The organism is Ruegeria sp. AG7, assembly GCF_056541545.1.
In genome coordinates, this window is record NZ_JBQFYP010000003.1 from 252,075 (window position 1) to 267,952 (window position 15,878).

The 15,878-nt window shown below is 59.0% G+C and carries 17 protein-coding genes; 7 read left to right on the forward strand and 10 right to left on the reverse strand.

The window, feature by feature from the left end:
• Positions 1-31: 31 nt before the first annotated feature.
• Positions 32-973: a nucleoside hydrolase gene (locus tag ACR0BF_RS06110; protein ID WP_480553724.1), complete on the forward strand. Its 942-nt coding sequence runs from the start codon at positions 32-34 to the stop codon at positions 971-973.
• On the forward strand, positions 970-1,419 hold the full coding sequence (locus ACR0BF_RS06115) for a GNAT family N-acetyltransferase (RefSeq protein WP_480517339.1): 450 nt from the start codon (positions 970-972) through the stop codon (positions 1,417-1,419). Before ACR0BF_RS06110 ends, ACR0BF_RS06115 begins: the two co-directional genes overlap by 4 nt.
• Here ACR0BF_RS06115 and ACR0BF_RS06120 read toward each other — a convergent pair.
• The 7 genes from ACR0BF_RS06120 to ACR0BF_RS06150 all read right to left on the reverse strand — a co-directional run bounded on the left by ACR0BF_RS06120 (position 1,416) and on the right by ACR0BF_RS06150 (position 7,651).
• Positions 1,416-1,580 (reverse strand): hypothetical protein, encoded by a 165-nt coding sequence (locus ACR0BF_RS06120; protein WP_480517341.1) that lies wholly within the window; start codon positions 1,578-1,580, stop codon positions 1,416-1,418. The two genes, ACR0BF_RS06115 and ACR0BF_RS06120, sit on opposite strands and share 4 nt — an antisense overlap.
• Positions 1,581-1,719: 139 nt before the next feature.
• The gene (locus tag ACR0BF_RS06125; RefSeq protein WP_480603358.1) at positions 1,720-2,259 is read right to left on the reverse strand and encodes a GNAT family N-acetyltransferase; all 540 of its coding nucleotides are present in this window, start codon (positions 2,257-2,259) and stop codon (positions 1,720-1,722) included.
• A gap of 48 nt (positions 2,260-2,307) precedes the next feature.
• On the reverse strand, positions 2,308-3,585 hold the full coding sequence (gene eno / locus ACR0BF_RS06130) for a phosphopyruvate hydratase (RefSeq protein WP_480621916.1): 1,278 nt from the start codon (positions 3,583-3,585) through the stop codon (positions 2,308-2,310).
• A 136-nt stretch (positions 3,586-3,721) separates the two neighbouring features.
• Positions 3,722-4,600 (reverse strand): DMT family transporter, encoded by an 879-nt coding sequence (locus ACR0BF_RS06135; protein ID WP_480624487.1) that lies wholly within the window; start codon positions 4,598-4,600, stop codon positions 3,722-3,724.
• 135 nt (positions 4,601-4,735) lie between these two features.
• A complete protein-coding gene (locus tag ACR0BF_RS06140) occupies positions 4,736-5,149 on the reverse strand; it encodes a Fur family transcriptional regulator (protein ID WP_480473221.1) in 414 nt (137 codons plus the stop codon).
• 83 nt (positions 5,150-5,232) lie between these two features.
• On the reverse strand, positions 5,233-5,937 hold the full coding sequence (locus ACR0BF_RS06145; protein WP_480517762.1) for an endonuclease/exonuclease/phosphatase family protein: 705 nt from the start codon (positions 5,935-5,937) through the stop codon (positions 5,233-5,235).
• A 295-nt stretch (positions 5,938-6,232) separates the two neighbouring features.
• Entirely contained in the window at positions 6,233-7,651 is a 1,419-nt protein-coding gene (locus tag ACR0BF_RS06150) for a protein adenylyltransferase SelO (protein ID WP_480624488.1), read from the reverse strand.
• Positions 7,652-7,736: 85 nt separating this feature from the next.
• Here ACR0BF_RS06150 and ACR0BF_RS06155 point away from each other — a divergent pair, with 85 nt between their 5' ends.
• Together ACR0BF_RS06155 and ACR0BF_RS06160 are read left to right on the forward strand one after the other, a co-directional pair.
• Positions 7,737-8,156, forward strand: coding sequence for a cupin domain-containing protein (locus ACR0BF_RS06155; RefSeq protein ID WP_267367608.1), 420 nt, complete (start codon positions 7,737-7,739; stop codon positions 8,154-8,156).
• 90 nt (positions 8,157-8,246) lie between these two features.
• Positions 8,247-9,023, forward strand: a complete 777-nt coding sequence (locus ACR0BF_RS06160; RefSeq protein WP_480624489.1) for an extensin-like domain-containing protein — start codon at positions 8,247-8,249, stop codon at positions 9,021-9,023.
• A 27-nt stretch (positions 9,024-9,050) separates the two neighbouring features.
• Here the strand turns inward: ACR0BF_RS06160 and ACR0BF_RS06165 are convergent, their stop codons facing one another.
• Complete coding sequence (locus ACR0BF_RS06165) at positions 9,051-10,145, reverse strand: anhydro-N-acetylmuramic acid kinase (protein WP_480517764.1); 1,095 nt, start codon at positions 10,143-10,145, stop codon at positions 9,051-9,053.
• A gap of 305 nt (positions 10,146-10,450) precedes the next feature.
• Between ACR0BF_RS06165 and tyrS the strand changes: the two genes are divergently transcribed.
• Complete coding sequence (tyrS, locus tag ACR0BF_RS06170; protein ID WP_480473227.1) at positions 10,451-11,704, forward strand: tyrosine--tRNA ligase; 1,254 nt, start codon at positions 10,451-10,453, stop codon at positions 11,702-11,704.
• 78 nt (positions 11,705-11,782) lie between these two features.
• Here the strand turns inward: tyrS and ACR0BF_RS06175 are convergent, their stop codons facing one another.
• The gene (locus tag ACR0BF_RS06175) at positions 11,783-12,502 is read right to left on the reverse strand and encodes a hypothetical protein (protein ID WP_480624490.1); all 720 of its coding nucleotides are present in this window, start codon (positions 12,500-12,502) and stop codon (positions 11,783-11,785) included.
• Positions 12,503-12,722: 220 nt separating this feature from the next.
• On the opposite strand from ACR0BF_RS06175, the gene ACR0BF_RS06180 reads away from it, so the two are divergent.
• Both ACR0BF_RS06180 and ACR0BF_RS06185 read left to right on the forward strand, forming a co-directional pair.
• The gene (locus ACR0BF_RS06180; protein ID WP_480553728.1) at positions 12,723-13,478 is read left to right on the forward strand and encodes a 3-hydroxyacyl-CoA dehydrogenase; all 756 of its coding nucleotides are present in this window, start codon (positions 12,723-12,725) and stop codon (positions 13,476-13,478) included.
• A gap of 9 nt (positions 13,479-13,487) precedes the next feature.
• A complete protein-coding gene (locus ACR0BF_RS06185) occupies positions 13,488-14,036 on the forward strand; it encodes a sugar O-acetyltransferase (protein WP_480553729.1) in 549 nt (182 codons plus the stop codon).
• On the opposite strand, the gene ACR0BF_RS06190 is transcribed toward ACR0BF_RS06185, so the two are convergent.
• A complete protein-coding gene (locus ACR0BF_RS06190) occupies positions 14,033-15,841 on the reverse strand; it encodes an ABC-F family ATP-binding cassette domain-containing protein (protein WP_480517360.1) in 1,809 nt (602 codons plus the stop codon). The two genes, ACR0BF_RS06185 and ACR0BF_RS06190, sit on opposite strands and share 4 nt — an antisense overlap.
• Positions 15,842-15,878 lie beyond the last annotated feature (37 nt).

Consider the following 15,878-nt stretch of genomic DNA (forward strand, 5'->3'; position numbering starts at 1 on the left):
TGTCCCACCTTCACGACCCCCGGAGACGCCTATGCCCCCTCGCAAGATCATCATCGACACCGATCCCGGACAGGACGACGCCGTCGCCATCCTGCTGGCGCTGGCCAGCCCGGACGAGATCGAGGTTCTGGGTATTACGGCCGTCGCGGGTAACGTGCCGCTCGCCCTTACGGCCAAGAACGCCCGAATCGTTTGTGAATTGGCCGGACGTACGGATGTGCCGGTTTATGCGGGCTGCGACAAACCGCTGAACCGCCCGCTTGTCACCGCAGAACATGTGCATGGAAAAACCGGGCTGGATGGTCCGGTCCTGCCGGATCCGCAGATGCCCCTGGCCGAAGGTCACGCTGTGGATTTCATCATCGACACCCTGCGTGCCGAAGAGCCGGGGACCGTGACCCTTTGTCCACTGGGTCCGCTGACAAACGTCGCGACTGCGTTTCGCAAGGCACCCGATATCATCGACCACGTGCAGGAAATCGTCTTGATGGGTGGGGCGTATTTCGAAGTCGGCAACATCACCCCCACCGCTGAATTCAACATCTACGTCGACCCAGAAGCTGCTGATATCGTTTTTAAATCCGGAATACCGATTGTTGTCATGCCATTGGATGTCACGCACAAAGCGCTGGTGACCAACCCGCGAAACGACGCGTTCCGCGCATTGGACAGCAAGGTTGGGCATGCCGTGGCCGAGATGACGGATTTCTTTGAACGGTTCGACAAAGAGAAATACGGCAGCGCGGGCGCTCCCCTGCACGACCCTTGCGTCACCGCCTATCTGATCCGCCCCGAGCTGTTTTCGGGCCGCCGCGTGAATGTCGAGATTGAAACAGGGTCCGACCTGACCTTGGGCATGACCGTTGCGGATTGGTGGGGTGTCACCAACCGCGCACCAAATGCGTTGTTCATGGGGGAAATCGACGCCGACGGCTTTTTCACCTTGCTGACAGAAAGGCTGGCCAGATTATGAGCGCTGCCCTCCGCCTAGCGCGTCCCGACGATCTGGATCGCCTGATGACGCTGGTCACCGCCTTTCATACCGAGGCCGGGCTCACACAGGACGCCGACAAGACACGCAATGCCCTCGCCCCCATGCTGGATGGTATCCCTCATGGCTGTGTCTATCTGATTGGGCCCGGGCGCGCGCCTTTGGGATATATCATCCTGACCTTTGGCTGGTCAGTCGAGTTTGGCGGCATGGACGGTTTCGTGGACGAAATCTATATACGCCCCGCCGTTCGGGGCCGCGGCATTGCCACCGAGGTTCTTTTGGATCTGCCCAAAGCTCTTGCCGGGGCAGGCCTGATGGCTCTTCATCTGGAAGTCGACCGAAACAATGAATCTGCCCATAAGCTCTATCTGCGTACCGGGTTTAGACAACGCGACAGGTATATGCTGATGAGCAAGGTACTTTAGCGCGACTCGCCGCGGAAGATATTTGCCGGATTCATATGCTGAACCGGGTCATTCGACGAAACCTCTTCTCCGGTTATCGGATACGTTCCCGGACCCGCGCAGGCGGACAATACTGTGATGGACGCTGTGACGATTATCAGAAGGAATTTGGATACAGACATCGTAGTCTCCTTTCTGCAATGAAGACAAACTACGGCATTCTGTGCGGGCGTGATAAGTAACAAGTTCACACATAAGAATAGATAAGCCACATTTTTTTATCAAACACCTCAACCGCAAACGAACATGTCCCTGAAAAATTTAACTTTTCTCTGGCCTGAGGGTGCCATTCTCAAATAGCGGCATCTCAAAAAAAAGCAGGTGGTCGCGTGCGATTTCAGGAGTTTCGTAATAGGCGTCGCGCAAGTGAAAGCCCAAAGACAGGTATAACCGAGTCGCCGCTTCCAGGGGTTTGCCGGTGTCCATTCGAATATAGTCGAACCCAATATCTCGGCACATTTCGATCAGCGAAAGCATGATGGCACGGCCTGCTCCGGTCCCCCTTGCTGCGTCAGTTACAAATACACGTTTGATTTCAGCTACACCGGGTTCGTACGTGTGAAACATACCGCAGCCGACCGGTTCCCCATGCAGCAATGCCAGTTTGATCCCACCGGTCGGCGGTGTGTGTTCTGCGTCGATGTTGTCCATCACGCGGGCGTATTTTTCGCTTGGGTAGAAAGCCTGCACAATCTGGGCGGTTCTTTCATCCAGTGCCAGCAAGAAATCCCTGTAATCCCAACACAAACGCCGAACCGCTTCAATCTGGTCCGGCGTTTCCGGTTCGATGATGTTCAGCACAACGCGACCCCCGGATTAAAACCAGGGGCCAGCCTAGCGCCAAGCGCGTTATTTGCGAAGGATCGACGCGCCTGCGTATTCCGCAACCTCGCCCAGCGATTCCTCAATGCGGATCAACTGGTTGTATTTGGCCAACCGATCCGACCGCGCCAGCGAGCCGGTTTTGATCTGACCGCAATTGGTCGCCACCGCCAGATCGGCAATGGTGGCATCCTCGGTCTCGCCCGAACGGTGCGACATCACGTTGGTATAACGCGCACGGTGCGCCATATCGACGGCGCGCAGGGTTTCGGTCAGCGATCCGATCTGGTTCACCTTAACCAGCATCGAGTTCGCGCAGCCGCGCTTGATCCCTTCGGCCAAGCGCGCCGGATTGGTCACAAACAGGTCGTCGCCCACGAGCTGCACCTTGTCGCCGATGGCGTCGGTCAGGGCTTCCCAGCCGTCCCAATCATCCTCGGACATGCCGTCTTCGATCGAGATGATTGGATAGTCATTGACCAGAGCCGCCAGATAGGCTGCGTTTTCTTCGGATGTCAGGGTGATCCCCTCGCCCGCCAGAACGTATTTACCATCCTTGTAATACTCGGTCGCCGCGCAATCCAAGGCCAGGTGGATTTCTTCGCCGGGTTTGTAGCCCGCCTTTTCGATGGATTTCAGGATGAAATCCAGCGCCTCGCGGGTGCTGGCGATGTTGGGGGCAAAACCGCCCTCATCGCCCACGCCCGTGGCCAGACCCGCGGAAGACAGTTCTTTCTTCAGCGTATGGAACACTTCGGACCCCATTCGCACGGCCTCGCGAATATTCGCGGCCGAGGTTGGCATGATCATGAATTCCTGAATGTCGATCGGGTTGTCGGCGTGTTCGCCGCCATTGATGATGTTCATCATTGGTACCGGCAGCACGCGAGCTGAGGTACCACCGACGTAACGATAAAGGGGCTGCGTCGTGAAATCGGCTGCCGCCTTTGCGGTGGCCAGCGACACACCCAGAATGGCGTTGGCGCCCAGACGGCCTTTGTTATTGGTTCCGTCCAGTTCGATCATCGCCTGGTCGATGGCCACTTGTTCTGTCGCGTCAAAGCCCACCAGTTCCTCGGCGATTTCACCATTCACGGCGGCCACGGCTTCCAGTACCCCTTTGCCCATATAGCGGGATTTGTCGCCGTCGCGTTTTTCAACGGCTTCATGTGCGCCGGTGGACGCACCGGACGGTACGGCGGCGCGGCCCATGGTGCCGTCTTCCAGAATCACGTCGACCTCGACCGTCGGGTTGCCCCGGCTGTCCAGAATTTCGCGTGCGTGGATATCAATAATGGTGCTCATGAGGTCTGTCCCTATGGCTGCAGTCGGTTGCACGCGTCATAGCAGCAACCGGTCAAAAGTAAACCGGTTCCGTTATCGCTAACACGCATATTTACCGACCTTTAGGGCTAACAGTTTGCTGTTTGCGCCAACAGGATCAGGCCGGAACCAGATTGCGCGCCAGACGTCGCTCGCGGATAAAGGTATACAGGCCAGATCCGATGATGAGGCTCGCCCCTGCCATTGTCAGCGCGTCAGGGCGTTCACCGAACATCAGCATTCCGGCAAGGATCGAAAACACCAGACGCGTGTAACGGAATGGCATCATGGCCGAAGCCTCGCCAACCCGCATGGCCGTTACGATGCCGTAATACCCCAAAACGCCGAAACCGATCGCCCCCAAATACGGCCCTGCCTGGCCGCTTTGCACCGGCACAAAGGGTGTTCCGGAAATGACCATCAACAGCAGCCCTGCCAGCGCCACTGCGATATAAGCCTGCATCGCCACAACGGATGAGGCCACCCGAGCATCCAGCTTGCGCGTTATCAGATCACGCGCCGCAATCGCAAACACGGTCAGGACGACAAACAGCGAGTCTGGCTGAAACCCTTCCAATCCGGGGCGAATGATCATCAGAACACCGATAAAGCCGACACCAATGGCGCTCCAGCGGCGCCAGCCGACCTGCTCTCCCAGAAACAGGGCCGCGCCCATGGTCACGGCAAGCGGCATGGCCTGAAACACGGCGGCGACAGTGGACAGATCAATCAGCGACAACGCGGTGACAAAGGTTACGGCACCGAATCCTTCTGTCCCTGCGCGCAGCATCGGCAGCAGTTTCCATGCTACAGGATCGAAGATGCGTTTGCGTGTGACCACCGACATCACCGCAAAGACAAGCCCGCAGAACACACCCAGACACACCATGATCTGACCGGTCGGCACAGCGCCCGACAGGAACTTGATGAACATATCCTCAAGCGAAAAGGCCGCCATCGAGCCGATCAGCAAAAGGATGCCGTTTACGTTATTCATGCGCGCGTCCGTAGGAAAAGGGTACTTGGGGTGCAGTATGCGGGCACATGAACCGCAACCAGCGGCATCTGGCAAGCCAATTCCCGACACGTTCAATGAATTAACGTGTTGGGGCCGTTCGTGATTTGTGATGGATCACTTCTGCTTGAGCGGTACGCCATACAGTTCCAGCCGGTGCCCTTTCAGCTTGTACCCAAGCTTGGCGGCGATCTTTTCCTGCAGGGCTTCGATCTCGGGGTCGACAAATTCGATAACCTCCCCCGACTGCATGTCGATCAGGTGATCGTGGTGATCACGCTCGGCATCCTCGTAACGGGCCCGCCCATCGCCGAACTCCAGACGTTCCAGAATTCCGGCCTCTTCGAACAGTTTGACCGTACGATACACCGTCGCAATCGAGATGCCTGTGTCGATGGCAGAAGCACGCGCGTACAGTTCTTCGACATCCGGATGGTCGTCGCTTTGTTCCAATACCTGCGCGATGATCCTTCTTTGACCGGTCATGCGCAGACCCTTGGCTTCACAACGTCCAATAATCGTTTCCGACATGATGCCCCTCAGAATTGCTCGGGTGTCTGTCTTAGTATGTCTGTGCGATTTGCGCCACAGGGATTTCTTCTTTTCCGGTGAACTTAAGCCACGCGCGCCAAATCAGCCCAAACCGGCAGATGATCCGATGCGATATGTGCCGGGCGCGCGTCATGGACACCATGCGCAGTGGCCCTGACGCCCGCGCCCAGCGCGATCCGATCCAGCGCGCCCAGCGGCTGCGCGGCGGGAAAACTCGGCTTGGGGGGCAGAAAACGCATTTCCGGTGCCAGGTGATCCAGAACAGGCTGTCGGGACCATTCGTTGAAATCCCCCGCCCAGACAGTCGGCATCTGCTCCAGCTCTTTATCAAACCGCCTGATATGCGAGATCTGCTGACGTCGCGATGCAGGCAACAGCCCCAGATGCATTCCCATCACCCGCAACGGCCCGATATGGGTATCAAATTCAACACGGACCGCGCCGCGCGGTTCAAGCCCGGGTAATTCGTGATGTCCGGTCCGCCGGACCGAAAGGCCCTCGCCACGCCAGATCACTGCATTGCCATGCCAGCCCAGACTGCCGGCACCACCCAGATCGACGATCTGCCAACCGGCTTCATCCAGCATGAAATGCGGCAGGGCCGCCGGCCGCGGCGGCAGACGTTTGTCGGCCTCCTGCAACACAACGATATTGGCCTGCATATGTTCGATGACCTGCAAAATGCGCTGCGGCTGGCGCCGGAGATCCAGCCCGAGGCATTTCTGAATGTTATAGCTGGCGATGCGAAGGGTGGAAGATGACTGCATATAGACCTGACCAGTGGGCTTGACCCAAAGTGCCACGCCTGTCGCCGGACGCAACCCTTCAGTTTCACTTCTCAACAACGGCAACCGGGGAAGTCGCCTCGGCACAATATATCGCCTAAAAACCCGGCACGTGGCGTGGCCGGAAACAGACGGGTTTCCCCTCATATCGTCCAGGTGCGGCAGGACGGAGATACAGCAGTTTCAGCGCATCCGACACCGATCTGGAACGGGCAAATCCGTTCGCCCCTCCCAGCGAAACGTTCCGCAGCGAGGGATTTCCAGAGATGTTTGACAGTCACGTACCGCAAAACGTCGCGTGCACAACTTCGTTATCGGTCGGGGGCCGTTTGAGATCCGCCGCTTCTGCCTGATCGTCGTAAGGCCGCGCGAGCACAGCGTTCAGCCGATGGAACGGCTGGTAATCCCCCGCCACCGCTGATCGAATCATCTGCTCGACGCGGTGATTGCGCGGGATAAAGGCCGGGTTCGCCGCGGTCATCACTTCATGCGGTGACGCCTCATGCGCCAAACGCGCACGCCAGCCTTCTGCCCAACTGTCAAAGGCCTGTGGATCGACAAACTGATCGCGCACGGTATCTTTGCCCAGCGCACGGAAGGTGTTGGTGAAATCAGCCTGCCCCTCGGCCATACGTTTTAGCAAATCGGTGATCAGCGCCTGATCGCCTTCTTCAGCGGTCGTCAGCCCGATCTTTGCCCGGAACCGGGTCAACCAGTTCTGTTGCAGCAGGTCCGGCATGGCATGCACGATCTCGGTCGCCTGCTCAACAGCGGCGTCCTTGTTGTCCATCTGCTGAATCAGAGAGGTTGCCAGCTGCGCCAGATTCCACACTGCTATATCTGGCTGGTTGGCATAGGCATAACGGCCCATCCGATCTATCGAGCTGTAGACCGTATTGGGATGATAAACATCCATGAAGGCACAGGGGCCATAATCGATGGTCTCACCTGTAATCGAGCAATTGTCGGTATTCATGACCCCATGGATGAAACCCACGCTCATCCACTGAGCGATCAGGCGTGCCTGCGCATCCCGCACAGCCCGCAACAGACCCATTGGCCCTTCGGCCCCGGGATAGTGGCGCGCGATTGCGTAGTCTGTCAGGCGCCGCAGATTGTCCAACTGCCCCCGCGCTGCAAAGACCTGAAAGGTGCCTACCCGTAGATGGCTGGTTGCAACCCGGGTTAGCACCGCACCGGGCATCGGACCCTCCCGGAACACGGTTTCACCCGTCTCTACCGCCGCCAGCGCGCGTGTTGTCGGAATGCCCAGCGCGTGCATCGCCTCGGATACCACGTATTCGCGCAGAACCGGACCCAGCCAAGCCCTGCCGTCGCCTCGACGCGAAAACGGCGTCGGGCCCGAGCCTTTCAGCTGAACATCCCGCCGCACGCCATCCGTTCCGACAGTTTCGCCCAACAGCACCGCGCGTCCGTCCCCAAGCTGCGGATTGTACTGGCCAAACTGATGCCCGGAATAAAGCTGCGCGATGGGGTCCGCACCATCGGGGATGCGATTACCTGCAAAGGCTTCCGCCATCTCTTGCACGTCGCCCGGATGGACCTGCAACAGCCGTGCCAGATCATCATTGAACGCGATCAACTTGGGCGCGCGTACAGGCACCGGATTCTGTCGTGCAAAAAACGCGTCCGGCAGGCGGGCATATGAGTTATCGAATGGAATGGTCAGTGTCATGCGGCATACATATTCCCCGTGCGCACGAATACCATAGCGGATCACACCTTGCCGTGCATAATTGCGCCAAACACACGGGGGCCACATGACAGCACAAGAGATCATCGACCGCCTGAACCTGCAACCTCACCCCGAGGGCGGCTGGTACGCGGAAACCTGGCGTGCCGAGAACAAGGGCCGCCCGACCGGCACCTGCATCTACTTCCTGCTGCAAGCGGGGGAAAGCAGCCACTGGCACCGGGTAGACGCGACCGAGATCTGGCTCTACCACGCGGGCGCGCCACTGATCCTGTCCTTGAGTGCAACAGACAAGGGTCCGGCGGTTGACCATGTGCTGTCGCCCGATTTGTCTCGGGGCGCACCGCAACTGATTGTTCCCAACGGCCATTGGCAGGCCGCGCGCAGCACCGGTGATTACACGCTGGTCAGCTGTACAGTTTCTCCCGGATTTCAATTCGATGGGTTCCAACTGGCAGAACCTGGGTTTGATATCCCTCGGGGATAAGCTGATCTGGGGATGCTCTGAAAAGGTGAGTTTACAGAAAGTTACCCATTTATCATTCTGTCAACGCAACCGCAGGTATCGGAGCATCGGGTGATTGTGAAACGCATCTTTCTGGTCCTTCTGCTTCTGTTCGCAAGTACCTGTCTTGCAAACGCTGAGCCCGCCTGTGCAGAATCCCGCCTTTCATCCGAACTGGCACTGCCCGATCTGCAGGAGGAAGTCGCAACCGAACATATCGAACCTGCCGGGACTGTCGAACCTGCGGTGCTGACCTCGAAACGCCCGGCCCTGCGCCCTTGCAAGTTTCGCCAGTTTGAAGTGGGTCGTCAGCGTATGCGCGACCGCGGCGCGGTCTGTGGTGACTGGACCATCTTGGGCGAAACCCGCACGTCTTTGGCTGGAAAAGCGCAAGGTTGCGGCATCGCCGACCCGGTCCGAATTTACAAAATTTCGGACATTGCACTCAGCCAGTTCTCGCTGATGGACTGTCAGACAGCCGTCACGCTGAAAACATGGATAGAAAACGTCGCCAAACCCGCCTTTGCCGATCTGGGGGGTGGGCTCAAGGGTATGCGGGTTGTTGGCCACTATGCCTGCAAGACGCAGAACAACCAGCCCTATGCGCGCATTTCCGAACATGCGCGGGGTCGGGCCATCGATATCTCGACCTTCGTGTTGCAGGACGGAACGCAGATCACCGTTCAGGACGGATGGAGCGACACCGATCAAAGCGTCGTGTTGCAAGAGTTGCACAGCGGAGCCTGTGGCCTGTTCGGAACTGTTCTTGGCCCTGACGCTGACCGGTATCACAAAGGGCATTTTCACTTCGACACAGCCCGTCGCAGTGGCAAGCCTGTGTGTCGATAACACGTTAGCCGATACCTGTATGCAGCCTCAACCCACCGGTTGAACGTTCACTGAACTGACCATGCCGCCACCCACCAGCGCTTTCACCCCGGTTGTTCCGGGGCACGAGGTTGGCAATCCCCGCGCCACGCGCACAGCCAGATAGGCAAAGGCCTGCGCCTCGAGCATGTCGCCGTCCAGCCCCACCGCCTCGACCGGTTCGACCGGGCAGTCGAGGGATACGCGCAGCATCTCCATCAACACCGGATTGCGCCGTCCACCGCCTGTAACCAGCACGCAAGACGGCGGCTGCGGACAATGTTCCATCCCCTGCACCACACCCGCTGCGCACATCCCGGTTAGGGTTGCCACCGCGTCAGCATCACCCAGTTCTTTCACTAGGTCGATCATCTCAGAGAAATCGTTCCGGTCTAGCGACTTGGGCGGCATACGTGCGAAGAAAGGCTCAGCCAGAAACAGCTCCAGCGCGCCCATTTCGACGGTGCCATTGCGCGCAACCGCACCATCCCGGTCCATCGGCTGCCCCAGCCGGGCTTGCATGAGGTCATCGACCGGCGCGTTCGCCGGCCCCGTATCAAAGGCAAGCAGCGCCCCCGGCGCCTCGGGACCATCAAAGCTTGGGTCCACATAGGTCAGGTTGCCAACACCACCCAGGTTCAAAAAGCACAAGGGGCGGTCCGCGCCAAACCACTTGGCGCAGGCAAAGTGAAAAAACGGTGCTAACGGAGCGCCCTCGCCCCCCATAGCCACGTCATCGCTTCGGAAGTCCCAGACCACCGGGCGCCCCAGCGCCTGCGCCAACCCAAGACCATCGCCCACCTGCAATGTCCCGCGCCCGCGCGGTTCATGCGCCAAAGTCTGGCCGTGAAAGCCAATCAGGTCTACATCTTCGAACTCGGACAGCGCTTCGGCATGGGCAAAGGTCACCATCTCGGCCGCCGCGTCGACCTGTGGACCGTGCCATTGCCCCAAAGCCGCCCGCAGAATTTCGCGTTCGGCATCGGTATAGGCGCGATAGCCGCTTTTCCCGAATCCAGCGATGGAATGCCCGTCGGTTTCCACCACCGCAGCGTCCACCCCGTCCAGCGACGTACCGGACATTGCGCCCAATGCCCGAACCATTCCGTATTTCTTGATGGTTTGGCCCACGCCTGCCTCCTGATCTGGCAATGTTTCCGCCGTGCCCGGGGTTCTGGACTTCACCTCTGGGTTGCAGCTTGGTCAAGGTGCTTTTGTTATGCCGCCTTGGCAAGCCTTCTGATTAGGGGCGTCGGTTTTTTTCCGACGTCGCGTTTCATGATCAACACCCCGGCTATCAAGTTGCGCGCGCATATCACGGCACGCGGTTTTAGAGTGAAAAGGTGGCTTTTCCTCATCCGCAGCGCCGCCTATACAGTGCCCCGCAACACAAACCCCGAGGGCACGATATGACCTACCACCCCAAATCGGATTTCATCGCCACGATGATCGAGCGCGGCTTCCTCGCCGACTGCACCGATTATCAGGGCCTTGACGACGCGCTGATCAGCGGGTGCAAGCCGGCCTATATCGGCTTTGATGCAACGGCCAAGTCGTTGCATGTGGGCAGCCTGATCCAGATCATGATGCTGCGCTGGTTCCAGAAGACCGGCCACCAGCCGATCACCCTTATGGGTGGCGGCACCACCAAGGTGGGCGACCCCTCGTTCCGCGCGGATGAACGCCCCCTGCTGGGACCCGAACAGATTGACGAAAACATCGCGGGCATCAAGAAAGTGTTCGCGGCCTATATCGATTACGACACTGATGCCGAAAACAAGGCGCTGATGTTGAACAATGCCGAATGGCTGGATGATCTGAACTACCTCGATTTCCTGCGCGACATCGGGCGGCATTTCTCGGTCAACCGGATGCTCAGCTTTGAATCGGTGAAATCCCGGCTGGATCGCGAGCAATCGCTGTCGTTTCTCGAGTTCAACTACATGATCCTGCAAGCCTATGACTTTCTGGAGCTGAACCGCCGCTATGGCTGTGTTCTGCAAATGGGCGGTAGCGACCAGTGGGGCAACATCGTCAACGGTATCGACCTGACTCGCCGGGTGCTGGATCACGAAATCTACGGCCTGACCTCACCCCTGCTGACCACCAGCGACGGCAAGAAGATGGGCAAATCGCAGGATGGCGCGGTCTGGCTGAACGCCGAGATGCGCTCGCCCTATGAATTCTGGCAGTTCTGGCGCAACACCACCGATGCGGATGTCGGGCGGTTCCTGAAGCTCTATACCGAATTGCCCGTGGATGAATGTGACCGTCTTGGTGCGCTTGCCGGGTCCGAGATCAATGAGGCCAAAATCCGCCTCGCCAATGAGGTGACAGCCCTTCTGCACGGGGCGCAAGCTGCGGCAACGGCCGAGGCCACGGCCCGTGAAGTGTTCGAAAAAGGTGGGGTTGGAGACGATCTGCCCACCCTGACCCTCAGCGCGGATGAACTGGGCGACGGCATGTCCATCGTGCAGATCATTGTCAAGTCAGGCCTGGCCAAATCCGGCAAAGAGGCCAAGCGCCTGATTGCCGAAAACGGGGCCAAACTGGACGACGCTCCGCTGACGGATGCGGGTTTGATGATCGACGCGGGCGCATTGACGTCTCCGATCAAGCTGAGTGCAGGCAAGAAACGCCACGCATTGGTGCAACTGGGCTGACGCCCCTTTCACCTTGGAAAGCAAAACAGAAAACGGCCACCCGATTGGGTGGCCGTATCTATATTGGGGTGGACGAGACTACTGACGTCCCTTTCCGCGACCGGGCCGGTCGCTTTCGCCCTCGTCGTCATTGGCGTTGTTTCCGCGACCCGGACTGCTGCCCTCGCCGCCGTTGCCGCTGCCATTGTTACCCCTATCGCCACCTTTGCCGCCGCCGGCATTGCCTTTGCCACCGCCGGGCTCTCCACCGCCAGCACCGGGTTCTCCACCGCCATCGCCGGGTTCCCCACCGCCACCGCCGGGTTCTCCATCGCCACCGCCGGGCTCTCCACCGCCAGCACCGGGTTCTCCGCCACCGCCGCCGGGTTCTCCACCGCCACCGCCGGGTTCTTCGCCGCCGTTGTCAGGTTCTCCTCCACCACCGGGGCCGTCAGGACCAGCTGCATTCGCAAACCCTGCCCCGCCGGGTTCTGAACCGCGGCTTTCACCCCGATTCTCGGCCAGACCGGACAGGCTTGACGTTGGCAAGTCTGCCAGCAAAGCGGCCAGACCCGGGCATTGCGCCCCGGTAATGCTCAGCGTTGTCTCAAAATCCGGTCTCTTCTGAAGTCTGTCCAGAAAGCTTGGGGTCACCTGAACACAATCGCAAAGCCCGGCATAGTCGCCTGCATTGGCAAGACTTCGAGCCGTTTTCCAGTTACAGGTTTCCGGCGCTGCAACAGCACTGCCGGCAACCATAATCCCAAAGACAGGCGCGGCCAGAACAGCGCCCAGTGTTAGTTTCTTACTATTTACCATATCGGAACCTCCTGACGAAAAAACACGCAATGGCTGTGATTACTTCGTTCACGAACAGGCGCGTTTTCGTGAAGCGCGGATTAAGATGCCTTAAAGATGCGTATTGACCCGGCAGCGGCTATTCCGCGCCGCCCCTTTGGGCGTTCGGGCTCAAAGATATGGACACAGCCCCTGCAAAGCAGTTATTGAACAGTTGTTCATATCCTAGGGAGGAGTTCCGATGCACCTGTCCACCACAGCCGCTCTTGTCACCGGTGGCGCATCCGGTCTGGGCGAAGCCACCGCCCGTCACTTTGCCGCGCAGGGCGCACAAGTTACTATTCTAGACCGTGACGCGGACCGTGGCGCTCAAGTCGCCTCCGAAATCGGCGGGTATTTTGCGCTGACGGATGTAACAGACGAATCCTCGGTCGCAGCTGCCGTGCGCCACGGTATTGACAGGATGGGCAAGATTACCGCGACTGTGAACTGCGCCGGTATCGCTTATGGAATCAAAACGGTCGGCAAGGATGGCCCACACCCGCTGGACGCGTTCCAGCGCACGATCGACATCAATCTTGTCGGCACATTTAACGTCTCAAGGCTGGCTGCGGCCGAGATGGCAAAGAACGAACCCGAACCAGACGGGGCGCGCGGTGTGATCATCAACACTGCATCTATTGCTGCATTCGACGGCCAAAAGGGACAGGCGGCATATGCAGCATCTAAAGGCGGCGTGGTTGGCATGACCCTGCCGATGGCCCGCGACCTGGCCTCAACCGGGATTCGCGTCATGACCATTGCGCCGGGAATCTTTATGACCCCGATGCTGGCGGGCCTTCCTGAAGACGTGCAACAACAACTTGCCGCAGATGTCCCGAACCCGGCCCGCCTGGGTGACCCCAAGGAATACGGGCGACTGGCCGGTTTCATCGTTGAAATGGGCTACCTGAACGGCGAGGTCATCCGCATCGACGGCGCTCTGCGGATGCGGTAAGACAGCTCCATGTCGGAGCGCCAGAAAATGCAGTCCGGGCAGTGGTATTGCTGTCTCGATCCTGAGTTGGACGATCTGCGCGCGCAAGCACGACGGGCTGTTCACGCTCACAACACCTGTCCGCCCGATACACGCGGCGCGATGGCCCCGGAACTGCACGCGCTGCTGGGCCATGTCGGCGAGGACTGTTTTCTCGAAGCCCCTTTTCATTGCGCCTATGGAATGAACATCCATCTGGGCAGTCGGGTTTTCTTCAATGCCGGATGCGTTGTTCTGGACACGGCCCCCGTTCGGGTTGGCGACGACACGATGTTCGGCCCCAATGTTCAGATTTACTGCGCGCATCATGCCAAGGACCCTGCTGATCGGGCACAAGGGCTGGAAGTCGGCCTGCCCGTCAACATCGGCAGGCAGGTTTGGATTGGCGGCGGAGCGATCCTGTTGCCCGGCATAACCATAGGCGACTACGCCACAATCGGCGCAGGCAGCGTCGTCACCAAAGATGTCCCCGCCAGAGAAACCGTGGCAGGTAATCCAGCAAGACGTCTGGCCCTCTAAACGCTTTCAGCTTTCTCTTCGAGCGTCAGCCATTCCTCTTCAGCGGCCGAGAGTTTCTCCTGCCGCTCAACCAACGCCTCGGTCGCTTTTTGGAACTTCACCGGCTCACGCGTGAACAGCTCGGGATCGGACATCAACTCTTCCAGCTTGGCAATCTCGGCCTCTAGGCGCGCGATCTCGGCAGGCAGTTTCTCCAGCCGGTGCTTCTCCGAGAAGGACAAGCCGGATTTCGGCTTTTCTTCCTGCTTGACCTTTGGCTTTGAAAGCTTTGCTTTTTCTACACTTTTTTCGATCACATCACCGCGCTGTGCGATGTAATCCGACCAACCGCCAGCATAGACTGTCGCCTGTCCGTTACCCTCCATCGCGATGGTGGTTGTCGCCACGCGGTCCAGAAAATCCCGGTCATGGCTAACCAGCAGAACGGTGCCGTCGTAATCGTCCAAAAGCTCTTGCAGCAGGTCCAGCGTCTCGACATCCAGATCGTTGGTCGGTTCGTCCAGCACCAATAGGTTCGAGGGTTTCGCCATCAGCTTGGCCAGAAGCAATCGGGCTTTTTCCCCACCGGACAGGGACTTGACGGCTGCTCGGGCCTGCCGTTCGTCAAATAGAAATTCCTTGAGATACCCTACAACATGTTTGGGCTGCCCGCCCACCATCACCTGATCGGCCTTGCCCGACACCCGCATAGCCGGATCGCCGGTCAGACTGTCCCACAGGCTCATCTCAGGGTCTAGTTGGGCGCGGTTCTGATCGAATACCGCGATTTCAAGGTTCGTCCCCTGAGATACCGAGCCCGCGTCCGGCTCCACCTGCCCCAGCAGCATCTTCAGCAACGTTGTTTTTCCAACACCGTTCGGCCCGACAAAGGCCACCCGGTCACCGCGCTGTACCAGCAGATCAAAGTTCCGAACGATCTGCTTGTCGCCAAATCCTTTGGCCAGCGCCTTGGCCTCAATGACCTTGCGGCCCGATTTTGGCCCTGCCTCCAGCGCCATTGCAGCCGAACCCTGACGTTTGATCTGCCCCGCCTTTTCAGTTCTCAACGCCTGCAAGGCCCGCACCCGGCCTTGGTTGCGTTTGCGTCGGGCGCTAATGCCCTCAACCGCCCATTTCGCTTCAGATTTGATCAGGCGATTCAGCTTGTGGCGTTGCTGGTCCTCTTCCTCCCAGACCTTGTCCCGCCAGGCCTCAAAGGCCTCAAAACCCTGCTCCTGTCGCCGAACAGCCCCCCGGTCAATCCAAAGCGTTGCCCGCGTCAGAGCCCTCAAAAAGGCTCGGTCATGCGAGATCAGCACAAAGGCCGCTCGGCTCGCGCCAAGTTCGCGTTCCAGCCACGCGATGGCTTCGATATCCAGATGGTTGGTCGGCTCGTCCAGCAACATCAGATCCGGTGCTTCGGCCATCAGCTTGGCCAGTGCCGCCCGCCGCCGCTCTCCGCCCGAAGCGGTCTCAACCGCGCGTGAAGGATCGAACTTCAACCCTTCACCGGCCCGTTCAACTTTGTAAAGTTCTCCCGGCTCCAACCCGCAGGATGCGTAATCTCCCAACGTGGCAAAGCCTTCCATCGTCGGATCTTGCTCCATATAGCCAACGGATTTCCCGGGCGGCACGACAATCTCGCCCCGATCCGCCTCGACCAGACCGGCCATCACTTTCATCAACGTGGACTTTCCGGACCCGTTTCGCCCCACCAGCGCAACACGATCACCGGGTTGAACCACCAGATCCAGTTCGGAAAACACCGGGTCACCCCCGAAAGTCAGGGAAATGCCGGACATCTGCAACAAAGGAATTCTCGCCATGTCCGCCAGCTAAACCGGCTGACACATTGCGTCAACG

What these genes read in the sequence shown, in the direction of transcription:
- ACR0BF_RS06110 (WP_480553724.1), top strand. Translation starts at nt 32, where the DNA reads ATGCCCCCTCGCAAGATCATCATCGACACCGATCCCGGACAGGACGAC.
- ACR0BF_RS06115 (WP_480517339.1), top strand. Translation starts at nt 970, where the DNA reads ATGAGCGCTGCCCTCCGCCTAGCGCGTCCCGACGATCTGGATCGCCTG.
- ACR0BF_RS06120 (WP_480517341.1), bottom strand. Translation starts at nt 1,580, where the DNA reads ATGTCTGTATCCAAATTCCTTCTGATAATCGTCACAGCGTCCATCACA.
- eno (WP_480621916.1), bottom strand. Translation starts at nt 3,585, where the DNA reads ATGAGCACCATTATTGATATCCACGCACGCGAAATTCTGGACAGCCGG.
- ACR0BF_RS06135 (WP_480624487.1), bottom strand. Translation starts at nt 4,600, where the DNA reads ATGAATAACGTAAACGGCATCCTTTTGCTGATCGGCTCGATGGCGGCC.
- ACR0BF_RS06140 (WP_480473221.1), bottom strand. Translation starts at nt 5,149, where the DNA reads ATGTCGGAAACGATTATTGGACGTTGTGAAGCCAAGGGTCTGCGCATG.
- ACR0BF_RS06145 (WP_480517762.1), bottom strand. Translation starts at nt 5,937, where the DNA reads ATGCAGTCATCTTCCACCCTTCGCATCGCCAGCTATAACATTCAGAAA.
- ACR0BF_RS06150 (WP_480624488.1), bottom strand. Translation starts at nt 7,651, where the DNA reads ATGACACTGACCATTCCATTCGATAACTCATATGCCCGCCTGCCGGAC.
- ACR0BF_RS06155 (WP_267367608.1), top strand. Translation starts at nt 7,737, where the DNA reads ATGACAGCACAAGAGATCATCGACCGCCTGAACCTGCAACCTCACCCC.
- ACR0BF_RS06165 (WP_480517764.1), bottom strand. Translation starts at nt 10,145, where the DNA reads ATGGTTCGGGCATTGGGCGCAATGTCCGGTACGTCGCTGGACGGGGTG.
- tyrS (WP_480473227.1), top strand. Translation starts at nt 10,451, where the DNA reads ATGACCTACCACCCCAAATCGGATTTCATCGCCACGATGATCGAGCGC.
- ACR0BF_RS06175 (WP_480624490.1), bottom strand. Translation starts at nt 12,502, where the DNA reads ATGGTAAATAGTAAGAAACTAACACTGGGCGCTGTTCTGGCCGCGCCT.
- ACR0BF_RS06180 (WP_480553728.1), top strand. Translation starts at nt 12,723, where the DNA reads ATGCACCTGTCCACCACAGCCGCTCTTGTCACCGGTGGCGCATCCGGT.
- ACR0BF_RS06185 (WP_480553729.1), top strand. Translation starts at nt 13,488, where the DNA reads ATGTCGGAGCGCCAGAAAATGCAGTCCGGGCAGTGGTATTGCTGTCTC.
- ACR0BF_RS06190 (WP_480517360.1), bottom strand. Translation starts at nt 15,841, where the DNA reads ATGGCGAGAATTCCTTTGTTGCAGATGTCCGGCATTTCCCTGACTTTC.